Source organism: Frondihabitans sp. VKM Ac-2883, assembly GCF_015350875.1.
In the GTDB taxonomy this organism is placed as follows: Bacteria; Actinomycetota; Actinomycetes; order Actinomycetales; family Microbacteriaceae; genus Frondihabitans.
In genome coordinates, this window is sequence record NZ_JADKSF010000002.1 from 212,789 (window position 1) to 232,147 (window position 19,359).

At 67.9% G+C, this 19,359-nt stretch carries 18 protein-coding genes; 7 read left to right on the forward strand and 11 right to left on the reverse strand.

Annotated elements, in window-relative coordinates:
• Positions 1–36: 36 nt before the first annotated feature.
• Positions 37–765 (reverse strand): SDR family oxidoreductase, encoded by a 729-nt coding sequence (locus ITJ49_RS04500; protein ID WP_194601937.1) that lies wholly within the window; start codon positions 763–765, stop codon positions 37–39.
• A gap of 95 nt (positions 766–860) precedes the next feature.
• Here ITJ49_RS04500 and ITJ49_RS04505 point away from each other — a divergent pair, with 95 nt between their 5' ends.
• The 3 genes from ITJ49_RS04505 to ITJ49_RS04515 all read left to right on the forward strand — a co-directional run bounded on the left by ITJ49_RS04505 (position 861) and on the right by ITJ49_RS04515 (position 3,779).
• Positions 861–1,514: a nucleoside/nucleotide kinase family protein gene (locus ITJ49_RS04505; protein ID WP_370544370.1), complete on the forward strand. Its 654-nt coding sequence runs from the start codon at positions 861–863 to the stop codon at positions 1,512–1,514.
• Positions 1,515–1,572: 58 nt separating this feature from the next.
• The gene (locus ITJ49_RS04510; RefSeq protein ID WP_194601943.1) at positions 1,573–3,057 is read left to right on the forward strand and encodes a mannitol dehydrogenase family protein; all 1,485 of its coding nucleotides are present in this window, start codon (positions 1,573–1,575) and stop codon (positions 3,055–3,057) included.
• A 104-nt stretch (positions 3,058–3,161) separates the two neighbouring features.
• A complete protein-coding gene (locus tag ITJ49_RS04515; protein WP_194601946.1) occupies positions 3,162–3,779 on the forward strand; it encodes an ATP-binding protein in 618 nt (205 codons plus the stop codon).
• A 102-nt stretch (positions 3,780–3,881) separates the two neighbouring features.
• On the opposite strand, the gene ITJ49_RS04520 is transcribed toward ITJ49_RS04515, so the two are convergent.
• The 4 genes from ITJ49_RS04520 to ITJ49_RS04535 all read right to left on the reverse strand — a co-directional run bounded on the left by ITJ49_RS04520 (position 3,882) and on the right by ITJ49_RS04535 (position 7,711).
• A complete protein-coding gene (locus ITJ49_RS04520) occupies positions 3,882–4,544 on the reverse strand; it encodes an HAD-IA family hydrolase (protein WP_194601950.1) in 663 nt (220 codons plus the stop codon).
• 222 nt (positions 4,545–4,766) lie between these two features.
• On the reverse strand, positions 4,767–5,756 hold the full coding sequence (locus tag ITJ49_RS04525; protein WP_194601953.1) for an ABC transporter substrate-binding protein: 990 nt from the start codon (positions 5,754–5,756) through the stop codon (positions 4,767–4,769).
• A 63-nt stretch (positions 5,757–5,819) separates the two neighbouring features.
• On the reverse strand, positions 5,820–6,944 hold the full coding sequence (locus ITJ49_RS04530) for an ABC transporter permease (RefSeq protein WP_194601956.1): 1,125 nt from the start codon (positions 6,942–6,944) through the stop codon (positions 5,820–5,822).
• Positions 6,941–7,711, reverse strand: a complete 771-nt coding sequence (locus tag ITJ49_RS04535) for an ATP-binding cassette domain-containing protein (RefSeq protein WP_194601959.1) — start codon at positions 7,709–7,711, stop codon at positions 6,941–6,943. The genes ITJ49_RS04530 and ITJ49_RS04535 overlap by 4 nt, the downstream gene beginning before the upstream one ends.
• A 233-nt stretch (positions 7,712–7,944) precedes the next feature.
• Here ITJ49_RS04535 and ITJ49_RS04540 point away from each other — a divergent pair, with 233 nt between their 5' ends.
• Entirely contained in the window at positions 7,945–8,928 is a 984-nt protein-coding gene (locus ITJ49_RS04540) for a LacI family DNA-binding transcriptional regulator (RefSeq protein WP_228514128.1), read from the forward strand.
• A gap of 61 nt (positions 8,929–8,989) precedes the next feature.
• On the opposite strand, the gene ITJ49_RS04545 is transcribed toward ITJ49_RS04540, so the two are convergent.
• The 6 genes from ITJ49_RS04545 to ITJ49_RS04570 form a co-directional block, all read right to left on the reverse strand.
• Positions 8,990–10,432: a DUF4832 domain-containing protein gene (locus ITJ49_RS04545; protein WP_194601965.1), complete on the reverse strand. Its 1,443-nt coding sequence runs from the start codon at positions 10,430–10,432 to the stop codon at positions 8,990–8,992.
• Between the two features lie 49 nt (positions 10,433–10,481).
• Complete coding sequence (locus ITJ49_RS04550; protein ID WP_228514055.1) at positions 10,482–11,453, reverse strand: carbohydrate ABC transporter permease; 972 nt, start codon at positions 11,451–11,453, stop codon at positions 10,482–10,484.
• Complete coding sequence (locus tag ITJ49_RS04555; RefSeq protein WP_194601968.1) at positions 11,446–12,381, reverse strand: carbohydrate ABC transporter permease; 936 nt, start codon at positions 12,379–12,381, stop codon at positions 11,446–11,448. Before ITJ49_RS04555 ends, ITJ49_RS04550 begins: the two co-directional genes overlap by 8 nt.
• Positions 12,382–12,384: 3 nt before the next feature.
• Positions 12,385–13,707, reverse strand: coding sequence for a sugar ABC transporter substrate-binding protein (locus ITJ49_RS04560; RefSeq protein ID WP_194601971.1), 1,323 nt, complete (start codon positions 13,705–13,707; stop codon positions 12,385–12,387).
• A 26-nt stretch (positions 13,708–13,733) separates the two neighbouring features.
• Positions 13,734–14,996: a Gfo/Idh/MocA family protein gene (locus tag ITJ49_RS04565; RefSeq protein WP_370544371.1), complete on the reverse strand. Its 1,263-nt coding sequence runs from the start codon at positions 14,994–14,996 to the stop codon at positions 13,734–13,736.
• Between the two features lie 418 nt (positions 14,997–15,414).
• Entirely contained in the window at positions 15,415–16,203 is a 789-nt protein-coding gene (locus tag ITJ49_RS04570; protein WP_055960567.1) for a DeoR/GlpR family DNA-binding transcription regulator, read from the reverse strand.
• A 132-nt stretch (positions 16,204–16,335) separates the two neighbouring features.
• Between ITJ49_RS04570 and ITJ49_RS04575 the strand changes: the two genes are divergently transcribed.
• Genes ITJ49_RS04575 through ITJ49_RS04585 form a run of 3 tightly spaced genes read left to right on the forward strand, consistent with a single transcriptional unit; the run spans position 16,336 to position 19,318 of the window.
• Positions 16,336–17,217 (forward strand): SIS domain-containing protein, encoded by an 882-nt coding sequence (locus ITJ49_RS04575; protein WP_194601976.1) that lies wholly within the window; start codon positions 16,336–16,338, stop codon positions 17,215–17,217.
• The gene (locus ITJ49_RS04580; RefSeq protein ID WP_194601978.1) at positions 17,214–18,113 is read left to right on the forward strand and encodes an ROK family protein; all 900 of its coding nucleotides are present in this window, start codon (positions 17,214–17,216) and stop codon (positions 18,111–18,113) included. The genes ITJ49_RS04575 and ITJ49_RS04580 overlap by 4 nt, the downstream gene beginning before the upstream one ends.
• A gap of 11 nt (positions 18,114–18,124) precedes the next feature.
• A complete protein-coding gene (locus tag ITJ49_RS04585; RefSeq protein ID WP_194601981.1) occupies positions 18,125–19,318 on the forward strand; it encodes an amidohydrolase family protein in 1,194 nt (397 codons plus the stop codon).
• The last annotated feature ends 41 nt before the right edge of the window (positions 19,319–19,359 follow it).

The window sequence follows — 19,359 nt, forward strand, 5'->3', positions numbered from 1 at the left end:
GCTCCCCCACGCTAACCGCACCTCCGCACGCGAGGCTCAGCGAGCGGTGTAGCCCCCGTCGATCGGCAACGAGACGCCGCTGATCATTCCGGCGTCGTCACTCAGAAGGAACTCGATGGGGCCGGCGATATCGTCTTCGGTGGCCCACTTGCCGAGGGGCATCTGCTCGAGGAACGGCCCTTCGATGTCAGGGCGGCCCCAGTACCAGGCCGACATCTCGGTCATCACGACGGTCGGGTTCACGCCGTTGACCCGGATGCCGTGCTTGCCGAGCTCGAGGGCGGAGACGCGGGTGATGTTGTCGAGAGCGGCTTTCGACGAGCCGTACGAGATGTGGCCGGGCAGCGCGGCCAGCGAAGCCTGACTCGACACGTTGACGATCGCACCGCCTTTTCCGAGTCGGATCATCGACGCCGCCGCGTACTTCGTGACGAGCAGCGAACCGCGGGCATTGATAGCGATGACCTTGTCGAAGACGTCGATATCGGTGTCGACGGGGCCCGCGATCTCACCGCCCCAGCCGCCGCAGTTGACGACGCCCCAGAGGTCGCGGCCCTCGATGGCGTCGCGGATGCTGTCTTCGCTGGTCAGCTCGAACGGCAGCGACAGTGCTCCGGTCTCGGCGACGATGGGCTCGAGACCCTCGGCGGTGCTGCCGCTGGCGATGACGTCGGCGCCCGAGGCGACGAGGCGTCGCACGGTCGCGCCGCCGATGCCGCCGCTCGCTCCCGTGACGAGGATCGTGCGCCCGGTGAAATCGGCCATGGGTGGTTCTCCGTTTCTCATATCGCTCGTGACATCGATGTCACACGCGGAAGACCATCTTGACATCGATGACACGTGGAATCTACGGTTCGAGGGTGACCAGCGCAGATCCGTTCTCCCTCGACCAGCTCGTGGCGCGAGCCCGACAGCTCATCGCCGGCGGGGAGCGCAGGATCCTGGGGCTCGCCGGCAGCCCCGGCGCCGGGAAATCGACGCTCAGCGCCGCCCTCCTCGACGCGCTCGGGCCAGACGCGGTGCTGGTCGGCATGGACGGTTTCCACCTCGGCGGCTCGGAGCTCGTGCGCCTGGGCCGCGCCGATCGTAAGGGCGCCCCCGACACGTTCGACACCGACGGCTACTGCGCTCTGCTTCGCCGCCTGTGCGCACAACGGCCGGGCGACGCCGACATCTACGCCCCCGTCTTCGACCGTGCCCTCGAAGAGCCCATCGGATCGAGCGTCGCCGTCTCGGCCGACGTTCCGCTCGTCATCACGGAGGGCAACTACCTGCTGCTCGAGACCCACGGCTGGGCCGGCGTCCGCCCGCTGCTCGACGAGGCCTGGTTCGTCGACGTCGATGCCGACGAGAGGCACCGCCGCCTTCTCGCCCGGCGCCTGTCGTTCGGGCACGAGGCGACCGCCGCCGCCGCCTGGGTGACCGGCGTCGACGAACCCAACGCCGCCATCGTCGAATCGACGCGCGAGGCCGCCGACCTCCTTCTCACCTTCGATCCACCCGCCACTTCGTAGCCCCGCGGTGCTGAAGACCTCGACGTCAACCACCCGCTGATCCCTTCTGAGGAGCCCCATGACTCACCTCGATACCGCCGCACTGCCCTCTCTCGCCTCCGCACTCCCCGTTCCGGAATACCCCCGTGACGCCGCCGCGACGGGCATCGTCCACTTCGGCGTCGGCGCCTTCCACCGATCGCACGAGGCGATGTTCCTCGACCGGCTGTTCCGTGCTGATCTGAGCGCCGCCGCCACCTGGGGCATCTGCGGCGTCGGCCTGCTGCCGGGAGACGCCGCCATGCGCGATGCCCTGCAGGCACAGGACCACCTCTACACGCTCGTCACCCGATCGCCCGACGGCGAGGCATCGGCCATCGTGATCGGCTCGATCATGGACTACCTGTACGCGCCCGACGACCCTGAGCGGGTGGTCGAGAAGCTCGCCTCGGCGCAGACCCGCATCGCGTCGCTCACCATCACCGAGGCCGGCTACCCGGTGGACGACTCAACGGGAGAGTTCGACGAGACGGATGCCGCAGTGGCGGCCGACCTCGCAGCAACCCGAGTCGAGGGGGGCGCCGGGCCGAGCGGCGTGTTCGGGATCCTGACCGAGGCTCTCCGCCGTCGTCGCGATCGCGGCCTGGCGGCATTCACGGTGATGTCGTGCGACAACATCCCCGGCAACGGCACGGTAGCGCGGGTCGCCCTGACCTCGTTCGCCCGCCTCGTCGACGCCGACCTGGCCGACTGGATCGAGGAGACGGTGTCGTTTCCGAACTCGATGGTCGATCGCATCACCCCCGCCACGACCGATGCCGGACGAGCAGAGATCGCAGCGCGCTGGGGCGTCGACGACGCCTGGCCTGTACTGTCGGAGTCGTTCGAGCAGTGGGTGCTCGAAGACGCGTTCCCGCTCGGCCGGCCTGCCCTCGAGACGGTAGGCGTGCAGATCGTGCCCGACGTCGAGCCCTACGAGCTGATGAAGCTGCGCCTGCTCAACGCCTCGCACCAGGCCATGTCGTACCTCGGGATGCTCGCCGGGTTCACGACCGTCCACGATGTCTGCCGTGACGACCGGTTTCGCGCCTTCCTGCTCGGCTACATGCACGACGAGGCGATTCCGACCCTGCACGCCGTTCCGGGCATCGATCTCGGCGACTACTGCCGGCAGCTGCTGGAGCGCTTCTCGAGCGAGGCCATCGCCGACACGCTCGCGCGGCAGGTCGTCGATGGTTCCGCGCGGATCCCCAAGTTCCTCCTGCCCGTGCTCCGAGACCAGCTGGCGTCGGAGGGTCCAATCGAGCGGATCTGCCTGGTGGTGGCCGCCTGGAGCGTCTACCTGTCACGCGACGAGGGCGTGGTCGACAGCCGGCACAACCGGATCGTCGCCGCCGCACGGCAGGAGGAATCGAACTCGGGGGCCCTCCTCGACGTGACCGAGGTGTTCGGCGATCTGGGGTCGGAGTCGCGCTTCCGCGAAGGGTACCTGGAGGCCCGCCGAATGATTCTCTCGGAGGGGCCCATCCCTGCGATGTCGGCCGTGTCGACTCCAGGGCGATAGAGCTTGACATCGATGACACCGCGTCGCATGATTGGGGAGATGTCATCGATGACATCAGTCGGTGATCCACCGCTTCAGAACACACACCGAGGAGACCAACGACGATGTCCACGACACCCCCGAACGCCCCCGCCTTTTCGTCTAGCCGGGCCATTCTCGTGTGCGGCGTCCCCGCCAGCGGCAAGACCTCTTTCGGCAAGGAGCTCGCCCGCGACCTCGGCTGGGCGCTTCTCGACCTCGACACGGTGACCAACCCGCTGTTCGAGTACGTCGGCGGCGAGTTCCTGGTGGATGTACCGACCGCCGAGAAGCCCACCCGGGCCACCGTCAACGACGTGCGCTACCAGTGCCTCTTCGACACCGCCGCTGAGATTCTCGAGGTCGGCGTCAACGTCGTCATCGTCGCGCCCTTCACCTCGGAGCGCACGTTCCCGGAATCCTGGCTGACCGTCGCGGAGCGCCTCCGTGTCGACGACGACCGCGTCACCCTCGCCTGGGTCGACACTCCCCCCGAGGAGGTCGTCGCGCGCATGACACTCCGCGGAGCTGACCGCGACCTCGACAAGATCGCCCGACCGCACGTGTTCCTGACCCCCGACGTGATCAAGGCGCCCGGCGTGCCGCACCTCAGGGTCGATGGGATGCACGACGTCGCGACGCAGATCCGCACATTTGCGGCGATGTACGGCGGCGTGCCCGCCACGGCTGAGCTAGCCGGGTAGCGCCGACCCGATCTCGGGCTCTCGCCCTACGAATTCGGGCGAAACCGCCCCTCGACCAGTCCGATTCTCGCGACATCGTGGGCCGAGGGTACGCAACGCACCTCAGATGAGGTCGACTCGGACGCCCCCGGCCACGAGAGTGAACCGCACGCGGTCGAGCCCTGCCACGACGAGGTCGGCGTCGAGCTCCGAAGCCTCGAGGGTGCCGGCGACCCCGAGCGTCGCGGCCCCGGCGGCTCGTCCCGACTGCAAGCCGGCGAGGGCGTCCTCGACCACGAGGCAGCGCTCGGCCTCGAAACCGAGCCGCGTCGCTCCGAGCACGAACGGCTCCGGATCGGGCTTGCCCCGCGACACGTCGTCGAAGGTCACGACGATGGCGGGCCGATCGAGTCCGCTGGCGGTGAGGCGGGCGTCGGCGAGGATCCGGGAGCTCGACGTCACGATGGCCGATCTGCCGGGGCCGATGGCGGCGAGGGCATAGGCGGCTCCGGGAAGCGCCGCGATGTCGTCCACCTCCGACACCTCGATCTCGACGATGCGCTTGTAGGCGGCGTCGATCTCGTCGACGGGGATGAACTGGGCGACGATGTCGCGGGCGGGTTTGCCGTGGCCGGCGTCTTCGCGGAAGGTGACCGGGAGCCCGTACTCGCGACCCCACCTGGCCCACGAGCGTTCGACGGCGGGGGTGGACGAGACGAGGGTGCCGTCCATGTCGAAGAGGATGGCGTCGAAGACGGCGCCGTCGATGATGCGAGGTGAGGTCATGCCCCAACCCTTTCAGATGCCGGTGGACCTACGCGCCGCGGACGTCGCAACCGAGGGCGCGACACGGGCGCCTCAGCGGGCGACCGAGGCTTGTCCGAGGTCCGCTGCGGCGACCGAGTCGCGCTTGATATACACAGAGGGTACGACACGGTCGCGATGCCGGACGACCGAGGCCTGTCCGAGGTCCGGCACCGCGACCGCGTCGCGCTGAGAAAATACGGTTCAGCAGGTCGTCTTGTAGACGTAGTCCGCGCCTTCGCCCTCCAGGTTGTCTTTCGTGATGGTGAAGAAGCCGGTGGGGATCTTCGCGGTGACCTTCTCGCCCTTGATGGCGGCGACGGCCTGCTCGACCGCGTCTTTGCCGATGAGTGCGGGCTGCTGCGCGATCAGCGCCTGAACGGTGCCGTTCTTCAGCTGGGTCACCGCGTCGGCGCCGGCATCGAAGCCGACGACCTTGACGGAGTCCTCCTTGCCGGCCTGGCGGATGCCGGTGGCGACGCCCTGGGCTGCGAACGTGTTGGCTGCGAACACGCCGACGATGTCGGGGTCCTTTGCCAGGGCGGCGGTGGTCAGCTTCGCGGCGGTGGCCGGGTCGTTGTGCGAGTACTGAACGCCGAGGTAGCTGTAGTCGGAGTCGGCCTTCGCGGCCGTCTCGAAGCCTTCGACGCGCTGGTCGGCGGTCGAGACACCGGGGTCGGTCGAGATGACGAGCACCTTGCCGCCCGAGGGGGCGAGCGACTTGATGGCCTTGAAGGCCGCCTCGCCTCCGCCGACGTTGTCGGACGAGATCTGGGAGGTGGCGAACGAAGGATCCTTGACGGTCGTGTCGACGAGGACGACCTTGACTCCCGCAGAGGTCGCCGCTTTGAGGGGCGCCTGCATGGCCGCGGTGTCGGTCGGCGCGATCAGAATGGCTCCGGGTTTCGTCGCGACGACGGAGTCGACGATGGGCTTCTGCAGGGTGGGGTCGAATTTTGCGGGGCCCTGGGTGTTGACGGTCACGCCGAGCTTCTTGGCCTCGGCGTCGACGCCGCACTGCATGGTGACGTAGAACGGGTCTCCGGCGACGCCCTGGATGAACGTCAGCTTGATGTCTTTGGCGTCGGCGCTGCTGCCTCCGCCTGCCGAGGCGCCGGCTGCGCAGCCGGTGAGGCCGAGCGAGGCGACGGCCCCGATGGCGAGCAAGGAGACGACTGGTCTCTTCAACTTCATTGTTTCTGCTCCTAGCTGGTGGTGCTGTGGACGGTGCGGGTGGGTCGTGCGGGTGGAGGGACTTCAGGCTTTCTGCCGCTGGAAGAGGCCGGCGAGCGAGACTCTTCGAGTTCCGCCGCCACCGCCTCGAGCTGCGGAGGCGCGGCGCCGCTGGTCGATGTAGACGGCGACGACGAGGACGACGCCGACGGCGACCTGCTGCCAGAACGGCTGGACGCCGATGATGACGAACCCGTTCTGCAGGATGGCCGGGATGCAGAGGCCGACGGCCGTGCCGAAGATCGTGCCGAGTCCGCCGAAGAGGCTCGTGCCGCCGATGACGACGGCGGCGATCACGTTCAGGTTCGTCTGCGACTGGCCGGCGATGGCGGTGGTGCCGAACTGCGAAAGCGACAGCAGTCCGGCGAAGCCGGCGAGGGCTCCGGAGAGGGCGTAGACGCTGATCAGCTGACGGTCGACCTTGACGCCGACGCGTCGGGCGGCTTCCTCGTTCGAGCCGACCGCAAAGGTGTAGAGCCCGAACTTCGTGCGGTGGAGCACCACGCCGAAGAAGAGGAGGAAGGCGATGGCGATCACCGAGATGAGCGGCAGTGTCGTTCCGACCAGGTTGCCGTAGCCGATGTTGTCGGAGAGGACGGCCGGGACGGTCGTCAGGTCGACGCCTCCGGTGAACACCTGGGCGAGACCGAGGGCCGCGCCGAGGGATCCCAAGGTCACGATCAGGGGTGGCACTTTCGCCTTGGCGATCAGCAGTCCGTTGAGCAGCCCCCAGCCGAGGCCGCAGGCGATCGCGACGACGAGACCGGCGAGCGCCGTGGTCCAGCCGTCGCCGCCGACGAGGATCATCGCCTTCGCCGAGACGACGCCCGAGAAGACGAGCACCGAGCCGACCGAGAGGTCGATGCCGCTCGTCACGATCACGAACGTCATGCCGATTCCGAGCACGCCGAGGATCGACATGTTCTGGATGACCTGGCGGAGGTTGGTCCACTGGGGGAATGCCGAGGGGGCGAGCGCCGTGAAGATCAGGAAGATCACGACGAGCACCAGGAGGATCTGGAAGGCCTGCACCCCGAGGAGGTTCTTGACGACGTTTCCGTTCCCCCGCGACGACGACGGCGTTCGGGGCCCGGCCCCGGTGCCGCTGGACGAGGCCGATTTCAGGCCGGCGGGTGCGTGCGTGGTCATTTGACTCCTCCTGCGACGGCGCCGGTCATGGCTCCGACGAGCTCTTCCATGGATGTGTTCTGGGCTTGGTAGGTGGCCACGCGCGTGCCGAGGCGAAGCACCTGCACGCGGTCGGCGATCTCGATGACGTGCGGCATCGAGTGGCTGATGAAGACGACGGCGACTCCTTTGTCGCGCACTCGACGGATGGTCTCGAGGACGTTCTTCGTCTGGACGACGCCGAGGGCGGCGGTCGGCTCGTCGAGGAACACAACGCCCTTGGCCCAGGCGACGGCTCGGGCGATCGCGATGGCCTGGCGCTGTCCGCCCGACATGCCGCCGACCGGGTCACTGAGGCTGCGGACGGTCGCTCCGAGGTCATCGAAGGCGGCGCGGGAGCGGACCTGCATGGCCTTGTTGTCGAGGAACCCGAACTTGCCGAGAACACCTTGCCGCGGCAGCTCTCGGCCGAGGAACATGTTCTGCACCGGATTGAGGTGCGGCGCGAGGGCGAGATCCTGGTAGACCGTCTCGATGCCGAGAGCGCTGGCGGCGGTCGGGCTGTTCAGGTCGACTTTGCCGCCGGCGTAGAGGATCTCGCCGGAGTCGAGGGCAAGGCTGCCGGAGAGTGCCTTGACGAGGGTCGATTTGCCAGCGCCGTTGTCGCCGATGAGCGCAACGACCTCGCCGGGGTAGATCTCGAAGTCGACGCCGTCGAGGGCGCGGACGTTGCCGAAGCTTCGGGTGAGCCCGCGGGCTTCGAGGATGGGAATCTGTCCGACGGTCATGGCGTCTCTCTCCAGAGTTCTGGATCGGAGGGCTCACGAAGGACGCACTACAGCGGGCTGCGTCTTCGAAGCTCGATCTCACTTTTGCGGCCCGGAATCGGGTCTCGCATCGGTTGGTGTGTTGAAACTACCCAGGCCATGTCATCGATGTCAAGCACGAGTTTTATGAATGTGCCGATAGCGTGAGAGCAGACAAGTCATCCATGACAATGCGAGGTGAGCACGTGACGACAATGCAAGACGTCGCCGCCCGAGCGGGAGTCAGCGCCAAGACCGTGTCGCGCGTCTTCAACGACGATCCGCACGTGACCGATGAGACCCGGCAACGCGTCACCGAGGCGATGCAGTCGCTGAAATACGTGCCGAACATGATGGCCAGGACCTTCCGGTCCGGTCGCGCCTCGGTGGTCGGCATCGCCGTCCCCGATATCGGCGACCCGTTCTTCGCCGCGATCATCCGCTCCGTCGACCGCGAGTCGCGGGCGCGGGGTATGTCGACCGCCGTCACGAGCCTCGGCGACGACGCCGAGCTCGAGAAGCAGACCGTCGAGGCGCTTCTCCGCCTCCAGGTGAACGGCCTCATCATCGCGCCCATCTCGGGCGACCAGTCGTACCTCGCGCCGTGGCTGACGAACATGCCCGCGGTCTTCATCGACCGCCCGCCGACAGGCATCACCGCCGACAGCTTCGTCGAAGACGACTTCGGCGGGGCGTTCCTCGCCACCCGTCACCTGTTCGAGCTCGGCCACCGCCGCATCGGCTTCGTGGGCGACATCGGCGACATTGTCACGACCGGGCAGCGCCTCGACGGCTACCTGGCCGCGGTCGACGAGCTCGCCCTCGGCCGGCACCCCGACCTGATCGTGCGCGCCTCGACGAACGACGCCTCCCGAGCGGTCGAGGCGCTCCTCGGCCAGAACGAGCCGCCGACCGCGATCTTCTCGTCGAACGCCCGCACCTCGCTCGAGGTATTCCCCGCCCTGCAGCGCCTCGACCGCACCGACGTGGCCCTCGTCAGCTTCGGCGACTTCCCGATGGCGGCGGCACTTCAGCCGTCCGTGTCGGTGATCGACCAGGATCCTGATCGCCTCGGCCGGCTGGCCACCGAACGTCTCTTCGCACGCCTCGACACCCCCGCCGAGCAGTTCACGCCGGCGACCGTCATCCCCGTCTCACTGGTCGAGCGGGCGTCGTCGAAGACGCCCTCCGCACGCTGAACGGCGCCGATCCACCACGTCGGTGGATCGGCGCCGCTGTGCGGAGGCGAGCTCGGCTGGGTCAGCGCACGGTGACCTTCTGCTTCAGGTCATTGACGCCGGCGCGCGCGTTCCACGTACCGACGTTCGCCGTCTGGATCGCGTAGTTCGGGTTGCCGTCGATCGTCTTCTCGGGCGCCGGCAGGGCGAGGGCGACCTGGTAGGTGCCGCGCGGCACGTGCTTCAGCGCGGCCGAGACCGTCACGGTCTTTCCGGGCTGCCAGGTGTCGGCGTCGGCCGTGATCGGCACCGTGATCGTCCGGTTCTTCGAGGTCAGCACGAGCTTCACGGGGCGCGAGTTATACGGCGCGCTCCAGCCCTCGTTCGCCACCTTCACCGAGACCGACGGGGCGTGGCCCTTGGTCGCGGTGGTGACGGTGCTCGACTTCAGCACGAACCGGTAGCCGAGCTTTTTCGAGGTCTCGGTGAGACCGGCAGCACCCCAGGATCCGAGGACGTCCTGGTTGTAATCCCGGTTGAGGTAGCTGTAGTGGTACTTCGCCATCTCCGCAGCCGCCGACGGGAACTCCGAGCGCGGGGCGTCGACGTTGCAGGTCTCGCCGCCGACGGCGACGTACCGCGAGTCGGCCGCGAGGTAATCCTGGTCGAGTGACAGCGGGTCGGTGAGGAAGGTGCCCCAGTCGTCGGGAGCGGCGAGGAAGCAGTCGTTGTGGTGGCCGATACGCGACTTCGTCGAACCGTCGTGCGCCTGAGCGGGCGTCAGCGCGCCGGCCGTTCCGCTTGTCACGCCCACCGCCTTCTGCTTCATCTGCATGGTGCGCACCTGGATGCCGCGGCTCTTCGGCAGGGCCTTCAACTCGGCGGCGGCCACGCGGTTGCGGTTTGCCCAGTCGGCGTCGGTCAGTACACCGGGGTTCGCCGGGTCGGCGGCGAAATGGTCGGTGTAGTACCCCTCGCCCCAGAGGCCGATGAAGCCCTCCTGGAGTACGGGGATCACGTCGGCATTCTTCCGCAGGATCGGCGTGAGCTGCTTGATGTGGGCGAGCACGGTGTCAACGTCGGCGTCACCGTAGGGCGGGTTGTACGGGAAGTCGCCGCCCTGCACATAGGCGAAGCGGGTGATGACCGAGACCCCGGCCTTGCGGGCGGTGTCGTAATCCTTCTGCACCAGCTTCAGCCACTTCGGATCGAGGGTCTTCTGGTCGACGAACTTCTCCATCCAGAACTCGCGAAGGATCTGTGTGACACCCTCCTTGCGGAACGCCCGCAGCGACGCGAGGTCGAGCGGCTCGTAACCGGAGCCGTCCTTCAGATAGTGGGTCTCGGTCGAGTGATAGAAGCCGCGTGCCGGGTTCGGGATGACGGCGTCGCTGGCCGCGTAGGTGACGGTGCGACTCGTGACCGACGCCGGATGCGCGGCGGCTTGGTGAGCCGACGCCGTGGCGGGAATCGCCAGTGCGAGAGCGGCCGCGATAGCGGTCGTCGTGATGATGCGTTTCTTCATGGGAACACCCCTGTGATCGATTGGTGGAACGAGAAGCGGAACCGCAGGACTACTTGAGTCCGGAGAAGGCGAGCCCGTCGATGACCCGGCGCTGCAGCACGATGAACATGATCAGCACCGGCGCCATCGCGAGCAGACTGGCGGCCATCACGACCGGGTAATCGGTCGTCTTGTCGCCGATGAGCGTCGCGAGGCCGGCCGACAGCGGCATCGACCTCGAGTTGGTCGAGACCACGAGCGGCCACAGCAGCTCGTTCCACGACCACAGCACGGTCGTAATCGCCAGCACGTTGATCGACGGCTTCGCGAGGGGCAGCATGACCTTCCAGAACACCTGCAACGGATTGGCGCCGTCGAGCCGGGCGGCTTCCTCGAGCTCCTGCGGCATGTTGAGGAACGCCGTGCGCATGAGGAACGTGCCGAATGCGCTGAAGAGCCCCGGAAGCATCAGGCCCACGATCGTGTTCAGCAGCCCGAAGCCCTGCACGAGCTGGTACTGCGAGATCAGGTAGACCTGCGAGGGCACCATGAGGATCGACAGCACCAGGGCCAGCATGATGGCGCGGCCCTTGAAGGCCATCCGCGCGAAGGCGTAGCCGGCGAGGGTGCACAGCAGGATCTGCGCCACCGTGCGGATGACGGTGATCAGGATGCTCGTGCGCAGCTGGTCGAGAAAGGGGAGCGTCTCGAAGACGGTGGCGTAGTTCGACCACTGCAACTCCGCCGGCCAGAAGTGCGGCGTGACGCTCTGCACCTCGGCGTTCGTCGACAGCGACATGATGATCTGCCAGAGGAACGGGAAGGCCATGATGAAGCCGCCGACGCCGAGGACGACGTGGGCAACGGCGTGCGAGCCGTGACGAGCGCGACCGCGCCGTTTCGCGCGGAGGCGGGCGGCGGATCCTTCTCTTCGGCCCTTCTTGGGGCCCGTCGGAGGCGACACGGGAGCCGGCATCGACGGGTCGAGCTCGGGATCGCTGAGGGCGGCCGAGGTGCGGGCAGCGGCGACGTTGTTAGTCATTCGAGACCCACCTTTTCTGCAGGCGGAACTGCACGAGAGTGACGATGCCGATGATCACGAAGATGATCATGGCGATGGCGGCGGCGTAGCCCTTGTCGTTCGACACGAAGCCTTGCTGGTAGAAGAAGTACACGAGCGACAGGCTCTGCGGGATCACCGGGTTGGTCGACGGCGAGCCGAGGATCGCGTACTGCAGGTCGAACAGCTGGAAGCTGCCGATGATCGTGATGATCAGCACGAAGAAGATGCTCGGCGTGAGCAGCGGCACCGTTACCGAGCGGAACTGACGCCACGGCCTGGCACCGTCGAGTTCGGCGGCCTCGTACAGCTCGGCCGGGATGTTTTTGAGGCCCGCTCCGAGGATGATCATCGAGAAGCCGAGCGACGACCAGAGGCCGACGATCGCGACCGCGACCATCGCGAAGCCCGGCGTCGAGATCCAGTAGGGGCCCTGCACGCCGATCCCCTTGAGGAGGTAGTTCAGGATCCCGAAGTCGCCGTTGAAGATGATGCGCCAGACCATGGCGATGGCTGTCGGCATCGCCACATAGGGCAGAAAGAACAGCACGCGGTAGAACGACGCGAACCGGAGCCCCGGCGTGTTCAGCAGGCTGGCGAACCAGACCGCGAGCGGAACGCCCAGCAGCACGATGCCCGTGTAGAGCAGGGTGTTGCCGAGGGCCAGGTAGAGCTGGGGGTCAGCGAACAGCCGGATGTAGTTGGCCACCCCCGTGAAGGTCGAGCCACCGAAGACGCCCCACGTCGTCAGCGAGAAGTACGCGGTCTGGATGATCGGCCACAGATAGAACACGGCGATGCCGAGGATCAGGGGCAGTACGAACAGCCAAGGCCACACGCCGTCGCGCTTCAGGAGCTTGGGGCGGCCGGGAACGGCGGCCTTCGGCGAGCGGAGCGTCTCGGTGGTCACGGTCTACTTCTCCTTCGTGAGCAGAGCGTTCATCTGCGAGGCGAGATCGTCGGCGACCGTCGCGACGGGCTTGCTTCCAGAGAAGGCGGCGGGGAGTTCGCTGGCCTCGAGTGCGTTCCACGCCGCGGTGTTCTTCGAGACGGGGAACGGCACGGCGTAGTCGACCGCGTCGAGGAACACTTGGAGGTCGACCCCCGGCTGCGATTTGGCGAAAGCGGTCTGAGTGCCGGTGTAGGCCGGGATCACCGCGCCCATGTCGCCCTGCTGCTTCTGCGCCTCCTTCGAAGCCAGGTACACCTGGAGAGCCTGGGCAGCGGCCTTGTTCTTGCTGCCGGCGGCGACGACGTTCGAGACGCCGTGGATGACAGTTGCCTGCTTCTCGCCGGTCGGCAGCGGGTACACCTGCACGTCTTTGGCGATCGACGAGTCGCCGACCTCGGTCCGCGCCCAGCTACCGCCCCAGAACATGGCGACCTTGCCGGAGGTGAACCACTGGTCGGCCGACGTGTCGGTCAGCTGCTGGATCGTGGGCGAGGAGCCCGACTCGATCAGCTGGGTCCAGAACTCGAGGCCCTTCTTCGTGGCCGCGGAGTCGTACCCCGACTTGGTGCCGTCGGCGTTGATGACGTCGCCGCCCGACTGCGCGATCGTGTTGTAGTACGTCGTCTGGCCGTCCATGCCGCCCGCGACGCCGTAGATGCCCTTGCTCTTCAGCTTCGACGAGATGGTCGCGGCAGCGGTCTGGAAGTCGCTCCAGGTCCAGTCGGCCTTCGGCAGGTCGACGCCCGCCTGCTCGAAGAGGGCCTTGTTGACCCAGACGCCGATGGTGTCGAAGTCTTTCGGAACGCCGTACTGCACGCCGTCGAGCGAGTAGAGGTCGTCGAGGGCCGACGAGTAGTTACTCAGCGTGATGTCGCCCGACTTGACCTCGCCCGTGATGGGCTCGACCTTGCCGTTCGACGCGTAGAGCTGGAAGTTGGGTCCGTTCAACCAGAAGAGGTCGGGGAGCGTGTTGCTCGACGCCTCGGTCTGCAGCTTCGTGAAGTAGCTGTCGTAGGGCGTGACGTTCACGTTGACCTTGATGTTCGGGTATTCCTTGTTGAAGCCAGCGAGGTTCGCCTTGATGGCCTTGACCTGCGTCTGATCCCAGACGCCGTAGGTGAGTTCGGCCTTCGTGTCTTTCGACGGGGCCTCGTAGATGCCGGAACTGCCGGTGTTCGACGACGACGCGCTGCAGCCGGAGGCGAGCAGTGCGACGCCGACTGCTGCGGCCACGCCGAGGGAGAGCCGGCGTCGTGCCGAACCGGGCCGAGAGGAGATGTGCATGACGTGTCCTTTGGGTGAGGCCGCCGCTAGACGGCGGGGGCGGGTACAGGGGTGGTGGTGCGGGCGAAGTGTTCGAGCAGTTCGGGCGAGAGCGCGGGTACGTCGAACGGCTGCGAGCCGGAGCGCAGAGAACGGGCGGCCAAGGATCCTGCGGCCACCGCTGCGCGCGCAGCCACCGGTGACAGCGTGACCGGCTCCTCCCGCCCGACGAATGCCAGGAACTCGCGCATCGTGAGCACGTCGGCGTCTTCGTGACCGGTCGACACCCCCTCGATCGGGTACTCCACGTCGCCGGCGGTCTGCCATTCGGCTTCGTGGCGGCGGTTCCAGACCTTGACGACTCCGCCGGCCGTGTCGCCGACGTTCTCGAGACGACCCTCGGTGCCGATGACGGTGTAGTTGCGCCAATAGTCGGGCGTGAAATGGCACTGTTCGTAACTCGCGAGCACGCCGTTCGAGAGCGTCATCATCATCATCGACACGTCTTCAACGTCGACGACCGGGTTGAGGCGGGTCTGAGTCAGGGGCGGCCAGCTGTCGTACGAGAACCAGTCGTGCACCGTCTCGCCTTCGTGGGTGTCGCGGTCGACGACGTCGCCGTAGACCACGAGGTCGCCCATGCCCACGACGCGGGTCGTGTAGGCGCCCGCGAGCAGGTGCACCACGTCGATGTCGTGGCTGGCCTTCTGCAGCAGCAGGGTGTTCGTCTTGCTCCGGTCGGCATGCCAGTCTTTGAAGTAGTAGTCGCCGCCGTTGCCCACGAAATGCCGCACCCAGACGGTCTTGACCTCGCCGATCTCGCCGCGGGCGATGATGTCGTGCATGAGCCGGACGACGGCCGCGTGGCGAAAGTTGTGGCCCACGTAGAGCTTCGTGCCGGTCTCGTGAGCCGTGCGAAGCACCTCGTCGGCGTCTTCGACCGTGATGGCGAGGGGCTTCTCGAGGTAGACCGCGATGCCCGCGCGGAGAAAGTCGATGGCGATCTCGGCGTGCGTCCAGTCGGGCGTCGTCACGATCACGGCGTCGAGTTCAGCGCGCTCGATCAGGGCCGTGTGCGAGTCGAAGACCTCGACTTCCTGCCCGAACTCGGCCGCGATGCGGCCACGACCCTGGGGAGTGGTGTCGGCCGCCGCGACCAGGACGGCGTTCTCGTCGGACGAGGCGACGTGGTGGGCGATGTAGGCGCGCTGGCCGACGCCGACGAGGCCGACGCGCAGGGCGCCGGGGCCACGTGAGGCACCGCCTGCGGTGGCCGCCTCGGGGCTGGTGGTTTCGTGATTGGAAGTCACATTTTCTCCGCGTCTTTGCGTGAACATGATTCAAACATAGCCAAAACGATCATGAAGTGACAATAAATGTTCTCGCGACTGCACGAAAGTCAGAATTCCGTTTGATCGCGGTTGTTTACGAGACCGAAACACTCACGGGCCGGGCTGCAGCTGTGCTGCTGGGTTGTGTCGCTGCGCCGCGGCCGGTCGCTGAGCCGCGGCCGCTCGCTGCGCCGACGCCGGTCCCATCCGGAGGGCGCATCACCCTGACGACGTTTTCGACCTCGCGCGCATCGGCCCGAGGCCGGACGCCCGGCGAGAGTGCCCAAGTCGGGGTCGGCAATCGATTTGTGGCCCCATTTGGGCCCTCTCGGCGGCCAGGGCAGGCTGCCAGGACAGCCGGCTGGCAAGGAGACGGGCAGGGCGGCAGGCAGCCGACCTATGAGGCGATGACGATCTCGACGCCCGCCGCACCGAGACCCCGCTCGAGCTCGGCGGGCACGGGCCGGTCGGTGACCAGCACGTCGATCTGGTCGAGCGGACAGATGCGCGCGAACGTCGTCTTCTCCATCTTTGTGGAGTCGGCGACGACGACAACCTTCTTCGCGACCTTGGCGAACTGCTGACTCACATCGGCCTCGCCCTCGTGCAGGGTTGTCGCACCGAATCGCACGCTCAGTCCGTCGACGCCGAGGATCGCCACGTCGAGAGCCATCTCGGCCAGCGAGTTCGAGACCAGCGGGCCCACGAGCTCGTACGACTGACGCCGAGACACCCCGCCGGTGACGACGATCTTGACGTGTGAGCGCACCGAGAGCTCGTAGGCGATGTTCAGCGCATTGGTCACGATGGTGACGCCGAAGTCACCGTCGGAGCGCACGAGCCGATCGCTCCGACCAAGCTCTCGGGCGACCTCACTCGTCGTGGTGCCGCCGTTCAGCCCCACCGAGTCGCTCACCGAGACGAGCGCGGCGGCGGCGCGGGCAATGGTCATCTTCGCCTCGGCCTGCCGGGCGATCTTGTACTGGAGGGGCAGCTCGTAGCCACTGCCGAGCGATGACGCGCCGCCGTGGGTCCGCGTGACGAGCCGCTGCTCCGCGAGCGTCGCCAGGTCGCGTCGCGCCGTCGCGGCCGAGATGCCGAGCGCCTCGCCGATCTGGGCGATCGTCACATTGCCGCGTTCCGAGACCAGTTCGAGGAGCTCGTTCAAGCGCTGCTGCTGCGTCATGGGGCAATCCTAGGGTGGTGACGACTCGGATCCTTGATCGAACTTGACGTTTTTCTCTTGAATCACTCACAACCGATCTTCTAGGATGCTCATCAGCGCATGCGCCGCTCAGCGTGATCGAAAGGACCCTCCATGACCGACACCTTCGTGGCCGAAGAACTGGCCTCCCAGCCCGAGACCTGGCGGAGGGCGGCCGCACTCGCCCCCGAGTTCGCCGACGCGCTGCCCCAGCCCGGAGAGCGCGTCGCGGTCGTCGGCTGCGGCACGAGCTGGTTCATTGCGATGACGTATGCCGTGCTCCGCGAGCGCGCCGGCCTCGGTCTGACCGACGCCTTCGCCGGATCCGAGTATCCCGTCGGTCGTGAGTACGACCGTGTCGTCGCCATCTCGCGCTCGGGCACGACGACCGAGATCGTGCAGCTTCTGGCCGGCCTCACCACCCAGAAGACCGTGCTGCTGACCGCGGTCGGAGACTCCCCCGCCGCCGCCGAGGCCGACCAGGTCATCGCGCTGCCCTTCGCCGACGAGCGGTCGGTCGTGCAGACGCGCTTCGCCACCACCGGGCTGGCGCTCCTCCGCGCCGGGCTCGGCGACGACATCGAGATGCTGGCGCGCCAGGCGGAGATCGCCCTCGACCTGCCCATCGACGATCTGCTCTCGGCCGAGCAGGTCACCTTCATCGGCACCGGGCCGGCCGTCGGCCTCACTTTCGAGGCGGCGCTCAAGACCCGCGAGGCCGCCCAGTTCTGGGCCGAGTCGTATCCGTCGATGGACTACCGTCACGGCCCGATCGCCATCGCTCAGCCCGGCCGTCTCGTCTGGTCGCTCGACGAGGCTCCCGAGGGGCTCGTCGACGATGTCGAAGCCACCGGCGCCACCTTCGTGCATCACGATCTCGACCCACAGGCGGCCCTCGTCGTGGTGCACCGCTTCGCCGTCGCCCTCGCCGTGGCGCGTGGTCTCGACCCCGATCACCCCCGCTCGCTGACGCGCTCCGTCATACTCGCCTCGTGACTTCTGCCGACCTCGACCGCGACGCCGCCCCCGCGGTCGTCGGCGTCGACGTCGGCGGCACCACGATCAAGGCGCGCCTGTTCGACGGCCCCGCAGAGGTCGTCGGCGAGTGGCGCGTCGCCACTCCGTCGGGTGATCTCGACGCGTCGGGCACCATCCGCGCCGTGGCCGAGATCGTCGACACCGCACGTCGGCTCCGGCCGGTGGCGGCCGTGGGGCTCGCCGTTCCCGGCGTGGTCGACGACGAATCGGGCGTCGCGGTCGCCAGCGTCAATCTGGGCTGGCGCGACCTGCCGCTCCGCGACCTGCTCTCCACCCGAATCGGGCTCCCGGTCGGATTCGGCCAAGACGTCCGGGCGGGGGCTCTCGCCGAGAGTACGACCGGCGCCGCCCGCGACGTCCCCGGCGGTATGGCGTTCGTGGCGATCGGCACCGGGCTCGCCAGCGCGTACGTGCAGGGCGGCACCGCCCTCGTCTCGGGCGGATGGGCCGGCGAGATCGGCCAGGTCGTGCTGCGGCACGGTGCCCTCGCAGGGCTGCGCGTCGAAGAGGTTGCCTCGGCGGGTAGCCTGGCGCGGCGGCTGGGTGCGGCGAACGCGCGCGAGGCGGCGGAGAGAGTGCGGGCCGCGGATCCTCGGGCCGTCGCGTTCTGGAACGACGCCGTTGAGGTGCTCGCCGACACTCTCTCGTGGATCGCGGCCGTCGCGGCTCCCGAGATGATCGTGGTGGGTGGCGGACTCGCCGAGGCGGGCGATCTACTGTTCGATCCGCTGAGGCGGGCGCTCGACGAACGCCTGGCGTTCTCGCGCCGGCCGACCCTCGCGCGTGCCGCGCACGGTGACGCCGCGGCGATCGTCGGGGCCGGCGTGCTCGCGCGGACGGCGCTGCTCCCATGAGCGCCGGTTGCGTGTCCGGCGCGTCCCTCGACAGGCGGGAGCGCAGGATCCTGCGGGTCGACCGGGTCGTCACGCCCGCCTCGGTCTTCTCCCCCGGTTTCGTCGTTATGCTCGACGGCCTGATCGACTTCGTCGGCGCCGTCCTCCCGCCCGGGCTCGACGCCGCCGAGGTGGAGCTCGTCACCGGAACCGCCCTGCCGGGCTTCGTCGACCAGCACGTTCACGGCGCCCTTGGCATCGACTTCGGCTCGGCGACCGCCGCCGAGGCGCTTCGCGTCGTCGACTATCACGCCGCCCGGGGCTCGACGAGTCTCGTGGCCTCGGTGGCCACCGCTCCGCTGCCGTCTCTGGAGCGGGCGCTCGACACGCTGGCGCCGCTCGTCGCGGTCGGCCACCTCGCCGGCATCCACCTCGAGGGGCCCTTCCTGTCAGCCGCTCGCCGTGGAGCGCACGATGCGTCGCTGCTGGTTCCGCCGACGGTTGAGGCGCTTTCCCGCCTGGTCGACGCCGCAGCGGGGTCGCTCCGCATGGTCACGCTCGCGCCGGAGCTACCCGGTGGCCTCGACGCGGTTTCGTGGCTCGTCGAGCGCGGCATCACCGTCGCCCTCGGCCACTCCGACTGCGACGCCGCAACCGCGACCGCGGCCTTCGATCGGGGTGCCACCGTCGTCACCCACCTCTTCAACGGCATGCGGCCGCTGCACCACCGTGAGCCGGGGCTCGTGGGCGCAGCTCTCGACGACGACCAAGTCAGTGTCGAGCTGATTCTCGACGGCCACCACGTCGCGGGATCGGTGGCTGCGCTGGTGCGGCGCCTCGCTCCCGATCGCCTCGTGCTGGTCTCGGACGCGATGAGTGCGACCGGTCTGGGCGACGGATCCTATGCGATTGCCGGATCGGCGGTCACGGTGACCGAGGGCGTCGCGATGCTGGCCGACGGGTCGTCGCTCGCGGGAAGCACCGCCACGGTCGGCGATGCGCTGGTGCGGCTGGCCGAGCTGAGCACCGCACGCGCGGCGGGGGCAGGGGCGGTGCCGTCTATCGCAATCGAGGCCGCAGCCGTGACGTCGGGTTCAGCATCGAGGGGCGTCGGCCTGGTGTCGCCTCTCTCGCCCGGCGCTCCCGCCGACCTCGTGATCGTCGACGACCAGACGTTCGGAGTCGAGAGGGTCTTGCGCCGAGGCACCTGGCTCTCCGTGAGCTGAGTGTCACCGCTCTGGTGACGTCACCGGTGCCGTGACGTCGT

What these genes read in the sequence shown, in the direction of transcription:
- ITJ49_RS04520 (WP_194601950.1), bottom strand. Translation starts at nt 4,544, where the DNA reads ATGACCTCACCTCGCATCATCGACGGCGCCGTCTTCGACGCCATCCTC.
- ITJ49_RS04500 (WP_194601937.1), bottom strand. Translation starts at nt 765, where the DNA reads ATGGCCGATTTCACCGGGCGCACGATCCTCGTCACGGGAGCGAGCGGC.
- ITJ49_RS04570 (WP_055960567.1), bottom strand. Translation starts at nt 16,203, where the DNA reads ATGACGCAGCAGCAGCGCTTGAACGAGCTCCTCGAACTGGTCTCGGAA.
- ITJ49_RS04525 (WP_194601953.1), bottom strand. Translation starts at nt 5,756, where the DNA reads ATGAAGTTGAAGAGACCAGTCGTCTCCTTGCTCGCCATCGGGGCCGTC.
- ITJ49_RS04545 (WP_194601965.1), bottom strand. Translation starts at nt 10,432, where the DNA reads ATGAAGAAACGCATCATCACGACGACCGCTATCGCGGCCGCTCTCGCA.
- ITJ49_RS04575 (WP_194601976.1), top strand. Translation starts at nt 16,336, where the DNA reads ATGACCGACACCTTCGTGGCCGAAGAACTGGCCTCCCAGCCCGAGACC.
- ITJ49_RS04530 (WP_194601956.1), bottom strand. Translation starts at nt 6,944, where the DNA reads ATGACCACGCACGCACCCGCCGGCCTGAAATCGGCCTCGTCCAGCGGC.
- ITJ49_RS04560 (WP_194601971.1), bottom strand. Translation starts at nt 13,707, where the DNA reads ATGCACATCTCCTCTCGGCCCGGTTCGGCACGACGCCGGCTCTCCCTC.
- ITJ49_RS04550 (WP_228514055.1), bottom strand. Translation starts at nt 11,453, where the DNA reads ATGACTAACAACGTCGCCGCTGCCCGCACCTCGGCCGCCCTCAGCGAT.
- ITJ49_RS04510 (WP_194601943.1), top strand. Translation starts at nt 1,573, where the DNA reads ATGACTCACCTCGATACCGCCGCACTGCCCTCTCTCGCCTCCGCACTC.
- ITJ49_RS04515 (WP_194601946.1), top strand. Translation starts at nt 3,162, where the DNA reads ATGTCCACGACACCCCCGAACGCCCCCGCCTTTTCGTCTAGCCGGGCC.
- ITJ49_RS04540 (WP_228514128.1), top strand. Translation starts at nt 7,945, where the DNA reads ATGCAAGACGTCGCCGCCCGAGCGGGAGTCAGCGCCAAGACCGTGTCG.
- ITJ49_RS04535 (WP_194601959.1), bottom strand. Translation starts at nt 7,711, where the DNA reads ATGACCGTCGGACAGATTCCCATCCTCGAAGCCCGCGGGCTCACCCGA.